We start from the raw sequence: 22367 nt of genomic DNA, 5'->3' as shown, positions 1-22367 counted from the left end.
CTCGCGCGGGTTAGGCTCCAGCGCCGCTCCGTGGGGCGGGCGGCCGGTGCGGGGAGCACCGCACACAACAGCACAGGGGTGGGGGAGACGATGGTGGAGGACGGCAGACCGTCCAGGACGCGGACGCTGGGGACGGCCGCGCTGGTGGTCGGAGCGGGCGCGCTGATCGGGCTCGCGGTGGAGTTCCACGCGCTGGGGTGGTCGTCCATTCCCGGCAACAGCTGCGGCGGAAGGTACCGGCCCTGCCCGGAGGGCACCACGCCGACCCTCATCCTGGCGTTCGTGTTCACCTTCGCGGGGTTCACCGGGCTCACCGTCGCCCTCGCCGCGTTCAGGCGGATCCGGCCCGGGAAGGCCCTGCCCGGCGCACTCGCCGCGGCGGGCGTGCTGATCGCCCTGTGGCCCGGCTGGCAGGCCCACCTCTGGCTGCGCGGGCCGGTGCTCGACCCGGCCTGGCAGGCGAGCCCGGACCGGCCCGCGAGCGTGCGCGGCGTCGGCGTCTGGGCGCTGGGCGACGGCGCCGGGACGGTGGTACGGGCCCGGACCGACGCGCTGATCGCCTACGACTCCGCCACCGGGGACCGCGGCTGGGTGCTGCGGGCGCCCGCGCGCGAGTCGGTGTGCGCGATGAGCGAGCGGCCCGTCGACGGCATCGGCCTGGTCGCCTTCGCACGGGACGAGGAGCCGTGCGACACCGTGTGGGGCGTCGAGGTGAGCAGCGGACGCACGGTGTGGGAGCGGGACTTCGCCGGCAGGACACTGCTGTACGGCGGTGGAGGGGTGCTCAGCGCCGACGGGGGAGTGGCCGTGGCGCTGGGCGAACGCTCGGTCCACGGATACGGGCTCACCGACGGCGCGGTGCGCTGGACCGCGAAGCCCACCGCGGCCCGGGCCGAGGGCGGGGACGACGCCGAGTGCGAGCCGGTGACGGCCTCCTCGGCCGGCGGCACCACCCGGGTCGTCGTCACGTGCGGCCGCTACACCGACTTCCACTCGGCATGGCTCCTCACCCTCGACGACGCCACGGGCAAGGAGCCGAGCCGGCGCGAACTCCCGGTGGAGAGCTGGGTGAACGCGGCCGCGGTGCTCTCCGCCGAGCCGTTCACCCTGCTGGTGCAGGAGAAGGACGAGCGTGGCCTCGCCGCCGTGCTGGCCTACGCCGAGCCGGACGACCCGGAGCGGAGGCCGGTGACGATCCCCCTCACCGCCGACGAGGAGGACCTGGCCCTCACCGGGCTCCACCCCGTGTTCACCGCCCGGCCGGTGTTCCGCGCGCAGGTCGCCGACGGGAACCTGATCGTGGCCGCCGCGAGACCGGGGTCGGACGACGCCGAGCGGGTCGCGGCCTACTCGCTCGACGACGGCCGCCGCCGCTGGCACGCGGACCTGGGCACCCCGGTCGTCGCGCTCGCCCCGGCCGGCCCCGGCCGGGTGGCCGTGCTCGGTGAGTCCCAGCGCCTGTGGACGCTCACCACCGGCGAGGGGACCCGGGTGGGCGAGGAGGACGGCACGACGGTGCGCGACATCGCCTTCAAGATCGACGACGGCCCGCAGCTGGTCCGGGCGGGCGACGGCTGGGTGATCGTCAACGCCGACGGCGACACCTACGCCCCCGCGCTCGCGGTCCGCCCGTAGCGGGGGCACAGGGCGTCCCCGGGTGGCCCGACATCGCTCAGCGCGTGTCCGTCAGGTGGGCGTAGACGACGACGTTGCCGCGGTAGCCGGTGGTGCGCGAGTAGCCGCCGCCGCAGGTGATGACGCGGAGCTCGGGGCGGGGTGCCGCGCCGTACACCTTCGTGTCGGGGAAGTCCTCCGCGTCGTACACCTCGACCGCGTCCACCGTGAACACGGCGACCCGGCCGTCGCGCCGGTCCACCTCGATGGTGCTGCCCTTGCGCAGGGCGCCGAGGGAGTAGAAGACGGCGGGGCCGTCGGCGTTGTCGACGTGGCCCGCGACGATCGCGGTGCCCCGCTCGCCGGGGGTGGTGCCGGCCTCGTACCAGCCGGCGAGGTTCTTCCGGTCGGCGGGCGGGACCTCGAGGCTGCCGGTCCGCGTCAGGCCGAGGCCGGTCAGCGGCGCGTCCACGTCGATCGCGGGGATGCGGACGCGGTCCGGCGGGGAGGGCGGCAGCGCGGGCGCCGCGGAACGGAGGGCGCTGCGGTCGTCGGCCCCGGTGCGCGCCTGGGCGGCCGACGGCTGCGGCGGGGTCTCGCCGCGCCCGTCGCGCAGCAGCAGCATCCCGGAGCACAGGGCGAGCACGGTCACGGCGGTTATCGCTGCGTTGCTCGGACCCCTGGTCCTGCGGAATCTGCGGCGCGTCACGGACTGGACCTCATCTCGGGTCGGTCCCCCGTGCCCCCTCCGGGCCGCGAGGGGCGTCGGACCCGGAGGGGGAGGGGACATGCGGTACCGGCGGGGACGGGCAGCGGAGGGTGCCCGTCAGATCCCGTCGCCTCTCGCCCGGCGATGCAGGAGCCAGGTACCGCCCGCGGCGGCGACGGCGAGAGCCGTCACACCGGCCGCGGTCTGCACGGGGTCGGGGCCCAGCGCGCCACCGACCCCCGTCTTCACACTTCCTCGCGGATGCACCTGCTGCGACTCCGGTGTCAGCGTGACCACCAGGTCGCCGGCCACCCGCCGGCCGCTCCCGGCGCACGCCGCGACGATCTCGTACGTCCCCGGCTGCGCGCTCGGCGGCACCTGGAACTGCCCGATCGCGTCCCGCTCGTGCGTGCTGGGCGTCAGCGTGAACCGGCCGGCGCCCACGGCGGAGGCGTCGCCCGCGGCCGTGCCCTCGTCGCCGCACGCCGCGGTGTTCACCGTCACCTGCGCGCCCGGCGCGGCCGACGACGGGTACACCTCCAGGTTCCCGGCCGAGGTGCCGTGCGACTCCCCGGCGTACGCGGGCGGCGCGGCCAGCAGCCCCGCGGTGGCCACGGCGAGGGCGGCGCCGGTCAGACCGGTCATGCCGGGCAGGCCGGTCAGCAGCCGGGCGGTACGTCGCATCGATGCTCCCTCGAGCTCACGGAAAGGGACCCGGCCCGCGGCACCCCCATGTGCCGCCGTCGGACGCGTCCCGCTCCTTTGAGGTAAGTGCCACCGGGCCGTCACCGCTCCCTGAGGAGGCGTCAGGAGGCGGGCCGAACGGGTGTCGGACGCACTCGTACGGTCGCCGCCCGGCGCCGCGTTTCAGCAGGTCACCGGCGCCGTTCCGAACGGAACGCGACAACGCGCCCGATGGGTGCGCGGCGCGGGGGTGAACGGGTGACCGGCGCGTCCGCGAGGGGCACGCCGCCGTGACGCCGCACCCGTGGGAGCGTGACCCCGCGAGCCGAGGGGGCGTCAGGACCGCACCCCGCGCCACTCGCCGCCCGCGACCGGCTTCCCCCGTGCCCGCAGCCGCGCGGCGACGGCCGGTGCGGCGACGTACACCCACGCGCGCACCGACGTGCCGTCCGCGTCCCGCAGGACCTCCCTCGCCACCCGCTCGTACAGATTGCGCGGGCCGCCCGGTACGTACTCCTCCAGCCGGTCCAGGTCGGCGAGCAGCCCCGCGTACGCCTCCGGCAGCGCGGTCACCAGCTCCCCGCTCACCACACCGCCCGGCTCCTCGACGGCGTACGGGTATCCGGGTCCCTCGTACAGCGTCACGTCCCCGAGCCGGCCGGGTTCCTCGCGCAGGCTGCGGCCGCGCAGGAAGAGGTCGTGATTGCGCTCGCCGGGGCGGAGGGTGCCGTAGACGAAGAAAGGGAGGATCACTCGGTTCACCTGCGCGGACGGTCGGCGGAGCCCCTCTGCACCGAAGCGCCACCGGAGCCTTGCAGGAACGATTCTCACCCCTCACACACCGGCACATTCACGCTATGGACATGACATGTCCGCGCCCACTTGAATCGCGGTCGACATCAGCGCCGCCCCACCCCCCACCCGCGTCGGGGCGCCCGTTCCAGGAGACCGCTTGAGCCCCCTACGGCATGTCCGAGGTTCCCGTCCCGTCACCGCCGGAGTGACCGTCACCAGCGCCGCCCTGCTGGCCGCCGCACTCTCCCCCACCACCGCCGGCGCGGCCGAACCCCCCACCCGCGCCGCCGCCGTCGCCGAGGCCGCGTCCGTCCTCGCGGACCGCGCCGGCACCCTCGGACTCACCCCAGCCCAGGGGACGACGGTCCGGGACGTCGTCATCGACGAGGACGGCAGCCGGCACATCCGCTACGACCGTACCTACCGCCGACTCCCGGTCCTGGGCGGGGACTTCGTGCTCCACCTGGCCCCCGACGGCGGCTACCGCGGCGTCACCCGCGCCACCCGCGCGGCCCTCGACCTGCCGGCCGTCACCCCGGGGCTCGCCGCCCCCGAGGCCGCCGGCCTCGCGGCGGACGCCCTGCGCGCCGCGCACCCCGGCGAGACCCTCGAGCACCTCACCGCCGAGCCCGAGCTGGTCGTCGACGCCCTGCACGGCGCCCCCAGGCTCGCCTGGCGCACCGACGCGGTCGCGAAGGACTCCCGCGGCAACCCGGTCGCCCGGACCGTGCTGACCGACGCCCGCACCGGCGCCCGCATCGAGGCCTGGGACAGTCTCGAGAGCGCCTCCGGCGACGGCGAGTCCCTCTACGGCGGCACGGTGCCGCTGGAGACGACGCCCTCCGCGTCGGGATACGAGCTGAAGGACCCCACCCGGGGCGGCACCTACACCGGCGACGCGGGCAACAGGACCGACCTGTGCGTCCTCGTCGTCTGCCTGAACCGGGCCCCGGCCCCCGTCCTCACCGACGCCGACAACCACTGGGGCACGGGCACCGTGTCCGACCGGGCCACGGTCGCGGTGGACGCGCAGTACGGCACCGACGTCACCTGGGACTACTACGAGGACGTCCACGGCCGCCGGGGCATCGCCGGCGACGGCAAGGGCTCGTACAACCGCGTGCACTACGGCAACGACTACAACAACGCGTTCTGGGACGACGGTTGCTTCTGCATGACGTACGGCGACGGTGACGGCACGCTGATGGGCCCGCTGGTGTCGCTGGACGTGGCCGGGCACGAGATGACCCACGGCGTGACGTCGAAGACCGCCGGACTCACCTACTCGGGGGAGTCCGGCGGCCTGAACGAGGCGACCTCGGACATCTTCGGCACCCTGGTGGAGTTCCACGCCGCCAACGCCGAGGACCCCGGCGACTGGCTGATCGGCGAGGAGATCGTCCGGGACGGCTTCGGCGGGGACGCCCTGCGGTACATGGACGAACCGTCGAAGGACGGCAAGTCGGCGGACTGCTGGGACACCTCGGTCAAGGACCTCGACGTCCACCACTCCTCAGGCGTCGCCAACCACTTCGCCTACCTGCTCGCCGAGGGCAGCGGCGCGAAGACCCTGGGCGGCGTCGCGCACGCCTCGCCCACCTGCGACGGCTCGACGGTCACCGGCATCGGCCGCGACAGGCTCGGCGCGATCTGGTACCGCGCCCTGACGGTGCACATGACCTCGTCGACCGACTACGCGGGCGCCCGCACCGCCACCCTGAAGGCGGCCGCGGACCTCTACGGCGAGGGCGGCGCGGAGTACGCGGCGGTCGCGGCGGCGTGGAGCGCGGTGGGCGTGGCCTGACCGCCCGTACCGGTGCGGCTCAGGGACGCACCGCCTCCAGCCGCACCGCGCACGCCTTGAACTCCGGCATCCGGGAGACCGGGTCGAGGGCCGGGTTGGTGAGGGTGTTGGCGCGGCCCTCACCGGGCCAGTGGAACGGCATGAAGACCGTGTCGGGGCGGATCGCGGTGGTGATCCGCGCCGGCGCCACGGCCCGCCCCCGCCGGGACACCACGGCCACCGGGTCGCCCTCGGCCGCGCCCAGCCGCTCCGCGAGCCGGGGGTGCAGCTCCACGAACGGACCGGGGGCGGCGGCGTTCAGCTCGTCGACCCGCCGGGTCTGCGCGCCGGACTGGTACTGCGCCACGACCCGCCCGGTGGTCAGCAGCACGGGGTACTCGTCATCGGGCTCCTCGGCGGCCGCCCGGTACGACACGGACACGAACCGCGCCCGCCCGTCCCCGGTGGCGAACCGGTCGAGGAACAGGCGTGGGGTGCCGGGGTGGACGCCGGCGCCGGCGTCGTGGTCGTCGGCCCGCGCCGGGTCGTCGGGCAGGGCGTCGAGCGCGGCGTCCTCGGCGTCCTCGGCGTCGGCGGGGTCGGCGGCGTCCTCGGCGTCGGCGGCGTACGCCGGGCGGGGCCCGGAGCCGGCGGCGGGCGGGCCGTCCGCCGGGCACGGCCAGAAGACGCCGTTCTCCTCGGCCAGCCGCCTGTAGGTGATCCCGGAGTAGTCCGCGGGACCGCCCGCGGACGCCCGGCGCAGCTCCTCGAAGACCTCCTCGGGGTCGGTCGGGAAGCCCTTCCCCGGGTTCCGTCCGCCGCCCAGCCGCGCGGCGAGTCCGTGCAGGACCTCCAGGTCGCTGCGGACCCCTTCCGGCGGGTCGAGGGCCCGGCGGCGCAGCAGCACGCGGCCCTCCAGGTTCGTCGTCGTGCCCGTCTCCTCCGCCCACTGCGTCACCGGCAGGACGACGTCGGCGAGCGCGGCCGTCTCGGACAGGACCACGTCGCACACCGCCAGGAAGTCCAGCGAGCGGATCCGCTCCTCGACGTGGGCGGCGCGCGGCGCCGACACCACCGGGTTGGAGCCCATCAGCAGCAGCGCGCGGACGTCAGCCCCGAGCGCGTCGAGCAGTTCGTACGCGCTGCGCCCCGGCCCGGGCAGGGTGTCGGGGTCCACGCCCCACACCCCGGCGACGTGGGCCCGCGCCGCCGGGTCGGTCAGCTTGCGGTAACCGGGCAACTGGTCGGCCTTCTGGCCGTGTTCGCGCCCGCCCTGCCCGTTGCCCTGCCCGGTGAGGCACCCGTAGCCGGACAGCGGCCGTCCCGCCCGCCCCGTCGCCAGGCACAGGTTGATCCACGCGCCCACCGTGTCCGTGCCCTTGGCCTGCTGCTCCGGTCCGCGCGCGGTCAGCACCATCGCGGCCTCGGGCTCGCAGAACATGCGGACCGCCTCCCGCAGTGCGGGCACGGACACACCGGTGATCCGCTCCACGTGCTCCGGCCAGTGCGCCATCGCGGCGGCCCGGGTCTCCTCCCAGCCGATGGTGCGCTCCCGGACGTAGGCCTCGTCGGTGCGGCCCTCGGCGACCACCAGGTGCAGCATCCCCAGCGCCAGTGCCAGGTCCGTGCCGGGGCGCGGCGCCAGGTGCAGATCGGCCTGCTCGGCGGTCCGCGTACGGCGCGGATCGACCACGATCAGCGTGCCGCCGTTCTGCTTCAGTTCGGTGACGTACCGCAGGAACGGGGGCATGGTCTCCACCGGGTTCGACCCGACGAGGATCACGCAGCCGGTCCTCGGGATGTCCTCCAGCGGGAACGGCAGCCCACGGTCGAGACCGAAGGCCCTGGCCCCCGCCGCCGCCGCCGAGGACATGCAGAACCGGCCGTTGTAGTCGATCTGGGAGGTGCCCAGCACCACCCGGGCGAACTTCCCGAGGCTGTACGCCTTCTCGTTGGTCAGCCCGCCCCCGCCGAACACCCCGACCGCGTCCGCCCCGTACCGCGCCCGGATGCGCCCCAGCCCCTCGGCGACCCGGTCCAGCGCCTCCTCCCAGGAGGCCGGCACCAGCGCGCCCCCCTCGGACCGCACCAGCGGCGAGGTCAGCCGTACGGCCGACGACAGGACGGCCGGTGCCGTACGCCCCTTCCCGCACAGCGCCCCCCGGTTCACCGGGAAGTCCGCGCGCTCACTCACCTCGACGCCCGTCCCGTCCGGGGCCGGCGTGAGATTCATCCCGCACTGCAGCGCGCAGTAGGGGCAGTGCGTGGGCGTCACGGTGTTCTGCATGCGGTTCACCCTGCGCGGCCGGTGTTACGCGGCACGCCGACCCCTGTTACACGCCCGGTACGGCGACCTCCCCGCCGCCCTCGGCCCGCGGTGAGGCGGCGGCCCGCTCAGATGCCGATCAGCCGGACACGGTCACCACACAGCCGGGACATGTCGTCGACGTCGGACGTCAGTACGGCCACCGGGCCCGGCTGGCGCAGTGCCGTCTCGGCCACCGTCGCGTCGATCGCGTACTTGTGCCCGTGCAGGCCCGCGGCCTTGAGCCACGATGGTGTCGGCCCCGACGACGACGTCCGCACCCATACCGTGGAAGACCTGGAACATCGCGAGAAATCTGCGTGCACGTTCACGCCACGCTCTGGGAGCCATGGGCATCCGGGCCCCCGAAGATCCGGGAGCGGGCCTCGGCCAGCTCCTCGTCGGTGAAGGCTCCGTACTCCTCCTGATGGCGCAGCAGGTCGGCGCCGAGGAGCTCGTGGCGCAGCTGACGCGCCACCGCTTCGGCGACGTAGCCGGAGACGTTGTCGGTGAGCTTCTTCAGTTCGGCGACCTGCTCCGTGGGGAGCGTCACCGTGATGCGCGTCGTGTCCGCCATGGAGTGAGCACACCGTGATGTGCGCGGCCGGTCAGCGTCGTGTCCGGTCCGCGCGGGCCTGTGCCAGGGCCCGCTCGACCCCCGTCTCCCGGGGGCCCAGGAACCGCGGATCCGGGCGGACCGCCGCGTCCAGCGCCGCCTTCCCGGCCGCGACGACCTCCCGGACGCCCCCGAAGTACCAGGTGGCGTCGTGCGGTTCGGCGACGCCGACGCCGTGCGCGGAGACGCCGGCCGCCTCGCACAGCGCCACCGCGCGGCGGATGTGGAAGGCCTGGCTGATCAGCACGGCCCGGTCCACGCCGAAGATCCTCTTGGCGCGGACGCAGGAGTCCCAGGTGTCGAAGCCCGCGTAGTCGCTGACGATCCGCGCGTCGGGGACGCCGTGCCGGGTGAGGTACGCGCGCATCGCGTCGGGCTCGTCGTAGTCCTCGCGGCTGTTGTCGCCCGTGACCAGCACCACCTCGATCCGCCCCGCGCGGTACAGCTCCGCCGCCGCGTCCAGCCGGTGCGCGAGGTACGGCGAGGGCTCCCCCTCCCACAGGCCCGCCCCGAAGACCACGGCCACCCCGGTGCGCGGCACGTCGGCGGCGGAGCGCAGCCGGTCGCCCGTCGTCAGCCGCAGCCAGGTCGCCGGGAGCAGGGCGAGCACGCACACCGCCACCACCGCCCGCACCAGCCGCCGCCGCCCCGCACGGGTACGCGGCAGACGCGGACGGCGCACTGCGAAACGGCGCATCGCCACGGGCCCCTCCCGGTCGGTCCTCGACCCGGAGAGACGCCCCACCGCGCCCCGCGGTTCACCGCCCGCCCTGTGACCGGCTTCACGCCGCCGGACGACGCCACCGGCGGAACGGCCTCACACCCGCCGCCGTCCCCGTGGTGAACCGCCGGAAAACACCCGACACGCACGCGCAACGGGGAGGCAACGTGCCGCCGCCACGATCGGTGCATGACGGCGTACACCACCACCCCGCCCGCTCTCGTCGTCGTGGCCCACGGCAGCCGCGACCCGCGCGCGCTCGCCACCGTACGGCAGCTCCTGGACGGGGTCCGCGCACTGCGCCCCGCGCTGGCCGTGCACCTGGGCCACATCGAGCTCAACGCGCCCCTGCTGCCCGACACCCTCGCCGGGCTGGACGCGCACGGCACCGGGGCGGCCGTCCTCGTGCCGCTGCTGCTCAGCCGGGGCCACCACGTCAAGCGGGACATCCCCGAGATGGCCGCCGGGGCGCGCCCGCACACGCGCGTGGCCGCACCCCTCGGCCCGCACCCCCTGCTCGTGGACGCCCTGCACGCCCGCCTCACCGAGGCCGGCTGGCGCGCGCCCGCGGACGCGGCCGCCCGGCGCGCGAGCGGCGTCGTGCTCGCCGCCGCCGGATCCCGCGACCCGGAGGCGAGGGCCGACACCCGCCGCACCGCGCGGCTGCTCGCTGAACGGCTCGGCGTCCCCGTCGTCCCCGCCTACGCCTCCGCCGCCGCCCCCACCGTGCCCGACGCCCTGCGCGCCCTGGCCGCGCGGGGCCGCTCCCGCCTGGCCGTCGCCTCCTGCTTCACCGCACCCGGCCGCTTCGCCACGGAGTCCGCCGCGGCGGCCCCCGGCATCGCCGCCGCCCCCCTCGGCACCCACCCCGCCATGGCACGCCTCGTCCTGCACCGCTACGACCAGGCCCTCCGCTCCGGGCCCCCGGTCACCGCACCGGCCGCCCTCCTGACGGCGTGACGCGACCACCGCCGCCCGGGATGTCAGCGGCCGGGGCTACTGTCGGTGCATGGAAGGCATCACATCCGACACACCCGCGACGCCGTACGAGAACCACGTCCCGCCCGCCGGATACGACCCGTCGGACGTCGAGCGCTGGGCCGCCGAACCCGACAAACGGCCCGGCCGCACCGCCTTCCAGCGCGACCGCGCGCGCGTGCTGCACTCCGCGTCCCTGCGCCGCCTCGCCGGGAAGACGCAGGTCGTCACGCCGGGGGAGCACAGCCAGATGTGGGACGCCAGCCCCCGCACCCGCCTCACTCACTCCCTCGAATGCGCCCAGGTCGGCCGCGAGCTCGGCGCCGCCCTCGGCTGCGACCCCGACCTCGTCGAGGCCGCCTGCCTCTCCCACGACCTGGGCCACCCGCCCTTCGGGCACAACGGCGAGCAGGCGCTGAACGAGTTCGCGGAGGACTGCGGCGGCTTCGAGGGCAACGCCCAGTCGCTCCGCCTCCTCACGCGCATCGAACCCAAGCGGTTCACCCCCGAGGGCTCCGTCGGCCTCAACCTCACCCGCGCCGCCCTCGACGCGGCCACCAAGTACCCCTGGCCGCGCGGCGCCCACCCCACCGACCAGGCCTCACCGAAGTTCGGGGTCTACGAGGACGACCGTCCCGTCTTCGACTGGGTCCGCAAGGGCGCCCCCGGCGCCCGCACGTGCTTCGAGGCCCAGGTCATGGACTGGTCCGACGACGTCGCCTACTCGGTGCACGACGTGGAGGACGGCCTGCACGCGGGCCACATCGACCCCAACTGCCTGCACGCCGAACCCGAACGCCAGGCGGTCTTCGCCGTCGCCGTGGGGCGGTACGTCCCCGCGGGCACCGACCCCGCCGAACTGGCCGAGGCCCTCGACCGTCTCCTCGCCCAGGAGTGGTGGCCGCACGGCTACGACGGCACCGCCGTCGCCCAGGCCCGCCTCAAGGACGCCACCAGCCAGCTCATCGGCCGCTTCTGCCTCGCCGCGGAGGGCGCCACCCGGCAGGCCTTCGGAGGCGGCCGCCTCACCCGGTACGGGGCCGAACTGGTCGTCCCGCGCAGCACCCGCATGGAGTGCGCGGTCCTGAAGGCGGTCGCCGACCGGTACGTCATGCAGCGCGCCGAGCAGGAACGGCTCCGCGCCGACCAGCGGGTCGTCGTCGCCGAACTCGCCGAGGCGCTCACCGCCCGCGCACCCGACGGCCTCGACCCCCAGTTCCGCACCCTGTTCGACCGGGCCCCGGACGACCGCGCCCGCAAGAGGGTCGTCGTCGACCAGATCGCGTCCCTCACGGACGCCTCGGCCCGCTCGCTGCACGCCCGGCTCACGGGGCAGTCGTGAGCCGCTTGGCCTGATCGGGTCACTCCCCCTTCCGGGATCATCCGGCGTGCGGGACGCTCGCAGGTGGCTACACCGTTACGAGGAGGCATCACGTGGTCGACGCGGATCAGACTTTCGTCATCGTCGGAGGCGGACTGGCCGGCGCCAAGGCGGCCGAGACGCTGAGAGCGGAGGGCTTCACCGGCCGCGTGATACTGATCTGCGACGAACGCGACCACCCGTACGAGCGTCCGCCCCTGTCCAAGGGCTACCTCCTCGGCAAGGACGCCCGCGACAGCGTCTTCGTGCACGAGCCCGCCTGGTACGCGCGCCACGACATCGAGCTGCACCTCGGCCAGACCGTCGACGCCGTGGACCGCGCCGCGAAGACGGTCCGCTTCGGCGACGACGGCACCACCGTCCGCTACGACAAGCTGCTGCTCGCCACCGGCGCCGAACCGCGCCGCCTGGACGTCCCGGGCACGGACCTCGCGGGCGTCCACCACCTGCGCCGTCTCGCCCACTCCGAGCGCCTCAAGGGCGTCCTCGCCTCCCTCGGCCGGGACAACGGCCACCTGGTGATCGCGGGCGCCGGCTGGATCGGCCTGGAGATCGCGGCCGCGGCCCGCCAGTACGGCGCGGAGGTCACCGTCGTCCACCGGGGACAGACCCCGCTGCACTCGGTCCTCGGTCCCGAGCTCGGGCAGCTCTTCGCCGAGCTGCACCGCGAGCACGGCGTCCGCTTCCACTTCGGCGCCACGCTCACCGAGATCACCGGCCAGGACGGCATGGTCCTCGCGGCCCGCACCGACGACGGCGAGGAGCACCCGGCGCACGCCGTCCTCGCGGCGATCGGCGCCGCCCCGCGCGTCTGGCTGGCCGAGGCGGCGGGCCTGGAACTCGCGGACCGCGAGGCCGGCGGCGGCGTCCTCGTCGACACGCGGCTGCGCACGTCCGACCCGGACATCTACGCCGCCGGCGACGTCGCGTCCTTCCCGCACGCCCTGTTCGACACGCGGCTGCGCGTGGAGCACTGGGCCAACGCCCTCAACGGCGGCCCGGCGGCGGCCCGCTCCATGCTGGGCCGGGACGAGACCTACGACCGCATCCCCTACTTCTTCACCGACCAGTACGACCTGGGGATGGAGTACTCGGGGTGGGCGCCGCCCGGTTCCTACGACCAGGTGGTCGTCCGGGGCGACGCCGGCAAGCGCGAGTTCATCGCGTTCTGGGTGAAGGAAGGGCGCGTGCTCGCGGGGATGAACGTGAATGTGTGGGATGTCACGGATCCGATCCAGGCACTGATCCGGAGCGGGGCCCCGGTGGACACCGAGGCCCTGGCGGACCCGCACGTGCCGCTGGAGAGCCTCGGAGCCTAGGTCATGACGCCCCTCGCGGGGCGCGCACCCGCCGGAGATGTCACAGCGCCCCCGTAGAATTCACGCGTGGCTGGGCGGATCAATGACGAGGACGTGAAGGCGGTTCGGGACGCGGTCCCGATCGACGCCGTGGTGTCCGAGTACCTCCAGCTGCGCAACGCGGGCGGCGGGAACCTCAAGGGCCTGTGCCCCTTCCACGACGAGAAGTCGCCGTCCTTCCAGGTCAGCCCGAGCAAGGGACTCTTCCACTGCTTCGGCTGCCAGGAGGGCGGCGACACCATCACGTTCGTGATGAAGATCGACCACCTCTCCTTCTCGGAGGCGGTCGAGCGCCTCGCCGGACAGGCCGGCATCACCCTGCGCTACGAGGAGGGCGGGTACAACCCCACCCACCAGCGCGGCGAGCGCATCCGCCTGGTCGAGGCCCACAGGACCGCCGCCGAGTGGTACGCGGAACAGCTCGCGACGTCCCCCGAGGCCGAGACCGGCCGGGTCTTCCTCGCCGACCGCGGGTTCGACCAGGCCGCCGCCCTCCACTTCGGCGTCGGCTACAGCCCCCAGGGCTGGGACCACCTCACCCGCTTCCTGCGCGGCAAGGGCTTCAGCGACAAGGAGCTGATCCTCTCCGGTCTCTCCCAGGAGGGCCGCCGTGGCCCCATCGACCGCTTCCGCGGCCGGCTGATGTGGCCGATCCGTGACATCGGCGGGGACGTCGTCGGCTTCGGCGCCCGCAAGCTCTACGAGGCGGACAACGGCCCGAAGTACCTGAACACCCCCGAGACCGCGATCTACAAGAAGTCCCAGGTGCTCTACGGCATCGACCTGGCGAAGAAGGACATCGCGAAGTCCTCCCGCGCGGTCGTCGTCGAGGGCTACACCGACGTCATGGCCTGCCACCTCGCGGGCGTCACGACCGCCATCGCCACCTGCGGCACCGCCTTCGGCGGCGACCACATCAAGATCCTCCGCCGGCTGCTGATGGACAACGGCAGCGCACGCGTGATCTTCACCTTCGACGGGGACGCGGCCGGCCAGAAGGCGGCCCTGCGCGCCTTCGAGGACGACCAGAAGTTCGCCGCCGAGACGTACATCGCCATCGCCCCCGACGGCATGGACCCCTGCGACCTGCGCCTCGCCAAGGGCGACGAGGCCGTCGCCGACCTCGTCGAACCCCGCACCCCGCTCTTCGAGTTCGCCCTGCGCGAGGTCGTCCGCCGCTACGACCTGGACACCCCGGCCGGCCGCGCCGGCGCCCTCGACGAAGCGGCCCCGATCGTCGCCCGCATCAAGAACAGCGGTGCCCAGCACGAGGTCGCCGTCCAGCTCGCGGGCATGCTCGGCATCCTCGACACCCAGTTCGTCGTCAAGCGGGTCGCCCAGCTCGCCCGCTGGGCCCGCGACCGCGGCGGCAAGGGCCCGGCCCCCGACCGCCGGGAGCACCGCGGCGCCTCCCAGCAGTACGCCGGGGCCCCCGCCCGGCAGTCCCCGCGCGGCCCCGCCCTCAACCTCCGCAACCCGGTCTTCGCCACCGAACGCGAATTGCTCAAACTCGCCCTCCAGCGCCCGGAACTGGTCTCCCCGGCCTTCGACGCGTACGGCATCGACGAGTTCACCGCCCCGCCCTACGCGGCCGTACGCCAGGCGATCCAGGACGCGGGCGGCGCGGAGTACGGCATCCAGGACCCGCAGGCGTACCTGATCCGGGTGCGCGACGCAGCCCCCGACGACACCGTCCGCGCCATGGTCACCGAGCTGGCCGTCGAGGCGATCATGCTGCACCGGGGCGTCAAGGAGGTCGACGAGACCTACGCGGGCGCCCAGCTGGTCACCGTCCGCCGCCGCGCCGTGGAGCGCCGCATCCGCGACATCACCAGCCGCCTCACCCGCCTCGGCGCCCACGGCGACCCGGCCGAACTGGCCGCCGTGCAGAACGAACTGTGGGTCCTCCAGCAGTACGACCAGGCCCTGCGCGAGCACGGCGCGGCGGCGCTGTGACGCCGGTCCGCACGGGTACGCGCCGGCCCGGGTGAGCGCGCGGTCACGCACCGGACGCAAAAAGTCACCGCACGCCCCTCGTGGGGACGATGTGTCGTACCCCACACTGGGGTGCGGTGCCTGAGTCCTCGGAGCGCGGCCGATCCGTCACCGACGGGTCCCGGACATCCGCGGTTCCGCTCGTCGCGTACGGGACGGACAGCGGCGAGGCCGCCGACTCCGCCCCCGAAGTACCGCTGCCGTCCCCCCTGGCAGCGATCATCCTGGAGGTCGCCCCCGTGCAGACCCGGACCCTCATCCAGCCCGGCGCGGACGTCCTCGTCGCCATGCCCGCGCAGGGCCGCGCCGCGCGCCACCCCGAGACGGCACCGGAGCCCGCCGGCCCCCCGGCCGGGGCCCGGGAGCCCGCCGAACCCGCCGATCCGGCCGGACCCGTCGAGCACGCGGACCCCGCCGAGCCGCCCGCGCCCGTCCGAACCGAGACCGGCGGCCCGTCCTCGGACCTGTTCCGCCAGTACCTCCGCGAGATCGGCCGCGTCCCGCTGCTGACCGCCGCCGAGGAGGTCGAACTCGCCCGCCGCGTCGAGGCGGGCCTGTTCGCCGAGGAGAAGCTGCGCCGCACCCCCGACCTGGACAGCAGTCTCGCGCTGGACCTCGACCGGCTCGTCGTCATGGGCCGCATGGCCAAAAGGCGGCTGATCGAGGCGAACCTGCGGCTCGTCGTGTCCGTCGCCAAGCGGTACGTGGGCCGGGGCCTGACCATGCTCGACCTGGTCCAGGAGGGCAACCTCGGCCTGATCCGGGCGGTGGAGAAGTTCGACTACGCCCGGGGGTACAAGTTCTCCACGTACGCCACGTGGTGGATCCGCCAGGCCATGTCCCGGGCGCTGGCCGACCAGGCCCGCACCATCCGCGTGCCCGTGCACGTCGTCGAGCTCATCAACCGGGTCGTCCGCGTCCAGCGGCGCATGCTCCAGGAGCGCGGCTACGAGCCGACCGCGCAGGAGGTGGCCGTTCAGCTCGATCTGCCGCCCGAGCGGATCGGCGAGGTGCTGCGGCTCGCGCAGGAGCCGGTCTCGCTGCACGCGCCCGTCGGCGAGGAGGACGACGTGGCGCTCGGTGACCTCATCGAGGACGGTGACGCCGCCAGCCCGGTCGAGTCGGCGGCGTTCCTGCTGCTGCGGGAGCACCTGGAGGCCGTGCTGTCGACGCTGGGGGAGCGGGAGCGGAAGGTCGTGCAGCTCCGCTACGGGCTGGTGGACGGCCGTCCGCGCACGTTGGAGGAGATAGGCCGCATCTTCGGCGTGACGCGGGAACGCATCCGCCAGATCGAGTCCAAGACCCTCCACAAGCTCCGCGACCACGCCTTCGCCGACCAGCTCCGCGGCTACCTGGACTGACCCGCGCGGCTCCTCGGGCGCCGGAAGGGCCGAGTCCCAGCCCTTCCGGCGCCCGAGAACGAAGAACTAGTCCACCTCCGCCACCGCCTGGGCGAACTGTGCCTGGTACAGGCGGGCGTACGCGCCGTCCGCCGCCAGCAGCTCCTCGTGCGCGCCCTGCTCGACGATCGAGCCGTTCTCCATCACCAGGATGGTGTCCGCGTCCCGGATCGTCGACAGCCGGTGCGCGATCACGAACGACGTCCGCCCGTGCGCCAATTGGGCCATCGCCTTCTGGATCAGCACCTCCGTCCGCGTGTCCACGGAACTCGTCGCCTCGTCCAGCACCAGGATCACCGGATCGGACAGGAACGCCCGCGCGATCGTGATCAGCTGCTTCTCACCCGCGCTGACTCCCGACCCCTCGTCGTCGATCACCGTGTCGTACCCGTCGGGCAGTGTCCGGACGAACCGGTCCGCGTGCGCGGCCCGCGCCGCCTCCTCGATCTCCTCCCGGGTGACCTCGCGCGCCGCGCCGTAGGCGATGTTCTCCGCGATCGTCCCGCCGAACAGCCAGGTGTCCTGCAGCACCATGCCGATCCCGGCGCGCAGGTCGTCCCGGGACATCCGCGCGATGTCGACCCCGTCGAGGGTGATGCGCCCGCCGGAGACCTCGTAGAACCGCATCAGCAGGTTCACGAGCGTCGTCTTGCCGGCACCCGTCGGCCCGACGATCGCCACCGTGTGGCCCGGCTCCACCGTCAGCGACAGGTCCTCGATCAGCGGCTTGTCGGGGTCGTACCGGAACGACACGTGCTCCAGCGCCACCCGCCCGCGCGGCTCGGCCGGCTTCTCGGCCGGCGACGCGTCGGCCTGTTGCTCGTCGGCGTCCAGCAGTTCGAAGACCCGCTCGGCCGAGGCGACGCCCGACTGCACCAGGTTCGCCATCGAGGCGAGCTGCGTCAGCGGCATGGAGAACTGCCGCGAGTACTGGATGAACGCCTGCACGTCGCCGATGGACAGCGAGCCCGAGGCGACCCGCAGACCGCCGACGACCGCCACCAGCACGTAGTTGATGTTCGACACGAAGAACATCAGCGGCTGCATGACGCCGCTGTTGAACTGCGCCCTGAACCCGGCCTCGTACAGCGCCTCGTTCTCCTCGGCGAACCGCTTCGCCGACTCCTCCTGCCGCCCGAACACCTTCACCAGGGTGTGCCCGGTGTACATCTCCTCGATGTGGGCGTTGAGTCTGCCCGTCGTCCGCCACTGCGCCACGAAGTGCGGCTGCGACCGCTTGCCCACGCGGGTGGCGACGACGAACGACAGCGGCACCGTCACCAGCGCGACCAGGGCCAGGACCCAGGAGACGTAGAACATCATCGCGAGCACACCGATGACGGTGAGCAGCGAGTTGATCAGCTGGCCCATCGACTGCTGGAGCGTCTGCCCGATGTTGTCGATGTCGTTGGTGGCGCGGCTCAGCACCTCACCGCGCTGCCGCTTGTCGAAGTACGACAGCGGCAGCCGCGACAGCTTCGTCTGCACGTCCTCGCGCATCCGGAACACGGTGCGGTTCACGGCCCGGTTCACCAGCCGCGTCGCCACCGCCATCAGCAGACCGGCACCCACGAACACCGCCAGCGCGAACAGCAGGACGTTCCCCACCGCGGTGAAGTCGATGCCCTCCCCGGGGGTGAAGTCGGTGCTGCGGAGCATGTCGGCGACGTCGCCCTCGCCGCGCTCCCGCATCGCGTCGAGCGCCTGCTCCTTGGTGGCTCCCTCCGGCATCCCCCGTCCGACGATCCCGGCGAAGACCAGGTCGGTCGCATGGCCGAGGATCTTCGGCCCGATCACGCTGAGGCCCACGCTCAGCACGAGACAGGCCAGCAGCCCGAGGATCGTCAGGCGTTCCGGCCGGAAGTGGCCGATCAGCCGTCTGCTCGACCCCCTGAAGTCGATCGACCGCTGGTCGGGGCCGCCCCCGGCCATCATCCGTCCTCCGGGCCCCGCCATCAGGCAGCCTCCGCTTCCGTCAGCTGGGAGAGAACGATCTCCCGGTAGGTCTCGTTGTCCGCCATCAGCTCGTGGTGCCGGCCGGTGCCGACGACCCGGCCCCCGTCCAGGACCACGATCCGGTCGGCGTCCCGGATGGTCGCCACTCGCTGGGCGACGATCACCACGGTCGCCGCGGCCGTCTCCCGCGCGAGAGCCGCCCGCAGGGCCGCGTCGGTGGCGTAGTCGAGCGCGGAGAAGGAGTCGTCGAAGAGGTAGATCTCCGGCCGCTGCACCAGCGTCCGGGCGATGGCGAGACGCTGGCGCTGACCGCCGGAGACGTTCGTCCCGCCCTGCGCGACGGGCGCGTCGAGGCCGCCCTCCAGCCGCTCCACGAAGTCCTTGCCCTGCGCCACCTCCAGCGCGTGCCACAACTCCTCGTCGGTGGCGTCCGGATTGCCGTAGCGCAGGTTGGTGGCCACCGTGCCCGCGAACAGGTACGGCTTCTGCGGCACCAGGCCGACCGTCCTCGCGAGCAGCCGCGGTTCGATGTCCGCCACCGGCACCCCGTCGACCAGCACGTCGCCCTCGGTGACGTCGAACAGCCGCGGGACCAGCCCGAGCAGCGTGGACTTGCCGCTGCCGGTCGAGCCGATCACGGCGGTGACCTCACCGGGCCGGGCCACCAGGTCGACCCCCTTCAGCACCGGCTCCTCGGCGCCCGGGTAGCGGAAGCCCGCGCCCCGCATCTCCAGATGCCCGTGCCGGCGCAGTGCGGTGACGGGCGCGGCGGGCGGCACCACGCTCGAGGAGGTGTCCAGCACCTCGTGGACGCGCTCGGCGCACACCTCGGCGCGCGGCACCTGCATGAACATGAAGGTGGCCATCATCACGGACATGACGATCTGCATCAGATAGGCGAGGAACGCCGTCAGATCACCGATCTGCATCCCGCCGCTGTCGATGCGGTGCGCGCCGAACCACACCACGGCGATCGACGACAGGTTCACCACCGTCATGACCACCGGGAACATCAGCGCGAGCAGATTGCCCGCGCGCAGTGACACGTCGGTCAGATCCGTGTTCGACCTCCGGAACCGCTCCTGCTCGTACGTGTCCCGCACGAAGGCGCGGATCACCCGGTTGCCGGTGATCTGCTCGCGCAGCACCCGGTTCACCGTGTCGAGCCGTACCTGCATGGCCCGGAACAGCGGACGCAGCCGGCGCACGATCAGCGTCACGCAGATCCCCAGCACCGGCACCACCCCGACCAGCACCCCGGACAGCGGGACGTCGAGACCGAGCGCCATCACGATGCCGCCCACACACATGATCGGCGCCGACACCATCAGGGTGAACGTCATCAGGGCGAGCATCTGCACCTGCTGGACGTCGTTCGTCGTCCGGGTGATCAGCGAGGGCGCGCCGAAGTGCCCCACCTCACGCGCGGAGAACGACTGGACGCGGTCGAACACGGCGGCCCGCACGTCGCGTCCCAGGGCCGCCGCCGTCCGGGCGCCGTGGAACACGGCACCGACGTTGCACACGACCTGGGCCAGCGAGATGCCGATCATCAGGGCGCCGTGGCCCAGGATGTAACCGGCGTCACCCCGGACGACGCCGTTGTCGATGATGTCGGCGTTGAGCGTGGGCAGGTAGAGGGTGGCGCAGGTCTGCAGGAACTGCAGCAGCACCAGGAGGGAGATGGATCTCTTGTAGGGCCGGAGGAAGGTCCGCAGGAGTCGTATGAGCACGCTGAATCTCTCGGAGGGTCGACGCGGGCGGGTGGTTGCCCGTGGCCCCCATCGTCGGACACCCCACCCGCGTTACCTCAACCGAATTAATCCGCCCGGCCCCCTACGCGCGGAACGCCCCCGGATGGGTCTGCTCGCGCACCGAGACGAACTGCTGGCGCACCGCCTGGCCCACCGCCAGCTCCTCGCCGGGATCCAGCACCTGGGCCACCGCGCCCTGCCAGACGGGCGGGGTCCGCGGATCGAGGGTTCCCTGCGACACGCCGAGCGCCCACGCCGCCTGCCGGGCCGCGCCGATCGCCGCGTAGTCCGCCGGCTGCACCACCACCACCTGCGCCCCGAACAGCGAGGGCGCGGCCGCCTGCACCGCGGGCAGTTCCGCGGCCTGGCCCAGCAGGAAGACCCGCCGCACGTCCACGCCCCGGCCGCGCAGCACGTCCAGCGCGTCCGCGAGCCCGCACAGCATCCCCTCGAACGCGGCCCGCGCCAGGTGCTCCGCCCTCATCGACTCGCGCCGCAGCCCCGCCAGCGTTCCGGCGGTGTGCGGCAGGTTGGGGGTGCGCTCACCCTCCAGATAGGGGAGCAGTACCAGACCGTGCGCCCCCGGCGTCGACTTCATCGCCAGCTCGGACAGGCTCTCCAGATCGGGCAGCCCGAGCAGCTCCGCGGTTCCGCGCAGCGCCCGTACGGCGTTGAGGGTGGTGACGACGGGCAGGTGCATGCCGGTCGCGTCCGCCAGGGAGGTGATCATCCCGTGCCGGTCGACGAGCGCCTCGGGGTGCACGGCCATCACGGACCCGGACGCGCCCAGCGACACCACCGCGTCGCCGAGACCGATCCCGAGCCCGAACGCCGCCGCCATCGTCTCGCCCGTGCCGGCGGAGATCAGCAGCCCCTCGGGCGTCGTACCGGCCGCGTCCGCCGGGCCGATCACCTCGGGCAGCATCGCCTGGTGGCCGAGCGCCAGCTCGACCAGATCCGACCGGTAAGCCCCCGTGGCCGCCGCCCAGTAACCGGTGCCGGACGCGCCGCCCCGGTCGGTGGTCCGGCGCACCGGCCGGCCGAGCAACTGCCACACCAGCCAGTCGTGCGCCTGGAGCAGTACGGCGGTGCGCGCCGCGTTCTCCGGCTCGGTACGGGCCATCCAGCGCAGCTTGGTCACCGGCTGCGCGGCCCCCGGCACACACCCCACGGCCTGCGCCCACGCCTCGCGCCCGCCGAGCGCGTCGACCAGATCGGCCGCCGCGACCTGCGCCCGCTTGTCACCGCCGGTCATCGCGGGCCGCACGGTGTTGCCCTGTGAGTCCAGCGGCACCAGCGCGTTCGACTGCGCCGACACGCCGATGGCCTGCACGCCCTCCAGCAGTCCGCCGCCCGCCGCCTCGCCCAGGGACAGCAGCCAGGCCTGCGGGTCGACGTCGGAGGGACGGCCGCCGCCGTCGGCGCCCTGCACCGGATGCCGGGCATACCCCTGCCTGAGCACGGCCCCGGTGTCCGTGTCGCAGACGACGATGCGAGTGAAATCGGGCGCACTGTCCAGCCCGGCGACTATCCCCATACAGCGATTTTGCCGCATGGGGAGGGATGGGTGGGGCGTGGGCGCCGCCGGGTGAAGGAACCGTCAGGTGTTGCTCGTGCCCCAGTCGTCCTCCGCCGGGCCGTGGGCGGTGCGCTCACGGAGGGCGTGGACCCGCTGGGCGACCGAGTCGGGCATGCGGTCGCCGACCTTGTCGCTCACCGCGTGGTACGCCTTGTCGGCGAACTCGCGGCCCTGCTGCGCCGCGCTCTCCGCGGTGTTGCGCACGGCGGGGTTCTGTGCGAACTGCTGCGCCGACCTCTTCAGCTGCTCGTAGCGCTCCCGTCCGGCTTTCGTGCCCAGCACGTAACCCAGGACGGCTCCGGCGACAAATGTGAGCCGGTAACTCATGGCGGCCACCCTTCCCGTTGTTCCAGTCTGCGTAGGTATCCGGTGCGGCGACGACGCCGGGGAGTACCGATTGGCGGAGCACCCCCCTGCTTGCGCTAATGTATGTGTCGCAGCGAGCGCGCGCCCCCTGGCGGATACCCAGGTGGGTGCGTTCGATGCAACGAGGCATTCCTCCGTAGCTCAATTGGCAGAGCAGCCGGCTGTTAACCGGCAGGTTACTGGTTCGAGTCCAGTCGGGGGAGCTCGGTCCTCCGTAGCTCAATTGGCAGAGCAGCCGGCTGTTAACCGGCAGGTTACTGGTTCGAGTCCAGTCGGGGGAGCATGCTGAACGAGGACCCCGTAGGGGTCCTTTTTCATGTCCGGGGGAACCGCACGGGGCTCGGGAAGGTCTCCATGGTCACCGGGGCCGTGC

At 73.5% G+C, this 22367-nt stretch carries 17 protein-coding genes, 2 tRNA genes and 1 pseudogene; 9 read left to right on the top strand and 11 right to left on the bottom strand.

Annotation, left to right across the window (positions count from 1 at the left end; all coding sequences use genetic code 11):
• The first annotated feature begins 78 nt into the window (after positions 1-78).
• Positions 79-1635 (top strand): outer membrane protein assembly factor BamB family protein, encoded by a 1557-nt coding sequence (locus BU52_RS18330; RefSeq protein ID WP_235216373.1) that lies wholly within the window; start codon positions 79-81, stop codon positions 1633-1635.
• Positions 1636-1672: 37 nt separating this feature from the next.
• Here BU52_RS18330 and BU52_RS18325 read toward each other — a convergent pair whose 3' ends face one another.
• The 3 genes from BU52_RS18325 to BU52_RS18315 form a co-directional block, all read right to left on the bottom strand.
• The gene (locus BU52_RS18325; protein WP_235216376.1) at positions 1673-2239 is read right to left on the bottom strand and encodes a class F sortase; all 567 of its coding nucleotides are present in this window, start codon (positions 2237-2239) and stop codon (positions 1673-1675) included.
• 201 nt (positions 2240-2440) lie between these two features.
• On the bottom strand, positions 2441-3007 hold the full coding sequence (locus BU52_RS18320; protein WP_037935633.1) for a hypothetical protein: 567 nt from the start codon (positions 3005-3007) through the stop codon (positions 2441-2443).
• Between the two features lie 336 nt (positions 3008-3343).
• Positions 3344-3760 (bottom strand): gamma-glutamylcyclotransferase family protein, encoded by a 417-nt coding sequence (locus BU52_RS18315; protein ID WP_037935631.1) that lies wholly within the window; start codon positions 3758-3760, stop codon positions 3344-3346.
• Positions 3761-3959: 199 nt separating this feature from the next.
• On the opposite strand from BU52_RS18315, the gene BU52_RS18310 reads away from it, so the two are divergent.
• Positions 3960-5606 carry a M4 family metallopeptidase gene (locus BU52_RS18310; protein WP_037935628.1) on the top strand — a complete coding sequence of 549 codons (1647 nt, stop codon included), beginning with the start codon at positions 3960-3962 and terminating at the stop codon, positions 5604-5606.
• A 19-nt stretch (positions 5607-5625) separates the two neighbouring features.
• Here the strand turns inward: BU52_RS18310 and BU52_RS18305 are convergent, their stop codons facing one another.
• The 4 genes and pseudogenes from BU52_RS18305 to BU52_RS18290 all read right to left on the bottom strand — a co-directional run bounded on the left by BU52_RS18305 (position 5626) and on the right by BU52_RS18290 (position 9203).
• Positions 5626-7872, bottom strand: coding sequence for a molybdopterin oxidoreductase family protein (locus BU52_RS18305; protein ID WP_037935625.1), 2247 nt, complete (start codon positions 7870-7872; stop codon positions 5626-5628).
• A 107-nt stretch (positions 7873-7979) separates the two neighbouring features.
• Positions 7980-8247: pseudogene (locus BU52_RS32830) on the bottom strand (hypothetical protein).
• On the bottom strand, positions 8219-8467 hold the full coding sequence (locus BU52_RS18295) for a type II toxin-antitoxin system CcdA family antitoxin (protein ID WP_037935622.1): 249 nt from the start codon (positions 8465-8467) through the stop codon (positions 8219-8221). Before BU52_RS18295 ends, BU52_RS32830 begins: the two are co-directional and overlap by 29 nt.
• Positions 8468-8498: 31 nt before the next feature.
• A complete protein-coding gene (locus BU52_RS18290) occupies positions 8499-9203 on the bottom strand; it encodes a SanA/YdcF family protein (RefSeq protein WP_037935619.1) in 705 nt (234 codons plus the stop codon).
• A gap of 213 nt (positions 9204-9416) precedes the next feature.
• On the opposite strand from BU52_RS18290, the gene BU52_RS18285 reads away from it, so the two are divergent.
• From BU52_RS18285 to BU52_RS18265, 5 genes are all read left to right on the top strand, one after another.
• A complete protein-coding gene (locus BU52_RS18285; RefSeq protein ID WP_037935617.1) occupies positions 9417-10187 on the top strand; it encodes a sirohydrochlorin chelatase in 771 nt (256 codons plus the stop codon).
• Positions 10188-10236: 49 nt separating this feature from the next.
• A complete protein-coding gene (locus BU52_RS18280; protein WP_037935615.1) occupies positions 10237-11547 on the top strand; it encodes a deoxyguanosinetriphosphate triphosphohydrolase in 1311 nt (436 codons plus the stop codon).
• Between the two features lie 92 nt (positions 11548-11639).
• Positions 11640-12905, top strand: a complete 1266-nt coding sequence (locus BU52_RS18275; protein WP_037935614.1) for an NAD(P)/FAD-dependent oxidoreductase — start codon at positions 11640-11642, stop codon at positions 12903-12905.
• Between the two features lie 66 nt (positions 12906-12971).
• Positions 12972-14900, top strand: coding sequence for a DNA primase (gene dnaG / locus BU52_RS18270; RefSeq protein WP_037935612.1), 1929 nt, complete (start codon positions 12972-12974; stop codon positions 14898-14900).
• Positions 14901-15016: 116 nt separating this feature from the next.
• Entirely contained in the window at positions 15017-16300 is a 1284-nt protein-coding gene (locus BU52_RS18265; RefSeq protein ID WP_037935609.1) for an RNA polymerase sigma factor, read from the top strand.
• 66 nt (positions 16301-16366) lie between these two features.
• Here BU52_RS18265 and BU52_RS18260 read toward each other — a convergent pair whose 3' ends face one another.
• From BU52_RS18260 to BU52_RS18245, 4 genes are all read right to left on the bottom strand, one after another.
• A complete protein-coding gene (locus BU52_RS18260) occupies positions 16367-18295 on the bottom strand; it encodes an ABC transporter ATP-binding protein (RefSeq protein WP_037935606.1) in 1929 nt (642 codons plus the stop codon).
• Positions 18295-20028 (bottom strand): ABC transporter ATP-binding protein, encoded by a 1734-nt coding sequence (locus BU52_RS18255; protein WP_037935603.1) that lies wholly within the window; start codon positions 20026-20028, stop codon positions 18295-18297. The genes BU52_RS18260 and BU52_RS18255 overlap by 1 nt, the downstream gene beginning before the upstream one ends.
• A gap of 103 nt (positions 20029-20131) precedes the next feature.
• Positions 20132-21586 carry an FGGY family carbohydrate kinase gene (locus BU52_RS18250; RefSeq protein ID WP_037935597.1) on the bottom strand — a complete coding sequence of 485 codons (1455 nt, stop codon included), beginning with the start codon at positions 21584-21586 and terminating at the stop codon, positions 20132-20134.
• Positions 21587-21649: 63 nt separating this feature from the next.
• Entirely contained in the window at positions 21650-21955 is a 306-nt protein-coding gene (locus tag BU52_RS18245) for a YtxH domain-containing protein (protein ID WP_037935594.1), read from the bottom strand.
• 169 nt (positions 21956-22124) lie between these two features.
• Here BU52_RS18245 and BU52_RS18240 point away from each other — a divergent pair.
• A tRNA-Asn gene (locus BU52_RS18240) sits at positions 22125-22197 on the top strand.
• Positions 22198-22202: 5 nt separating this feature from the next.
• A tRNA-Asn gene (locus BU52_RS18235) sits at positions 22203-22275 on the top strand.
• Positions 22276-22367: the final 92 nt, after the last annotated feature.

This window comes from Streptomyces toyocaensis (genome assembly GCF_000725125.1).
Lineage (GTDB): Bacteria > Actinomycetota > Actinomycetes > Streptomycetales > Streptomycetaceae > Streptomyces > Streptomyces toyocaensis.
This window is presented reverse-complemented; position numbering and strand designations above follow the sequence as displayed.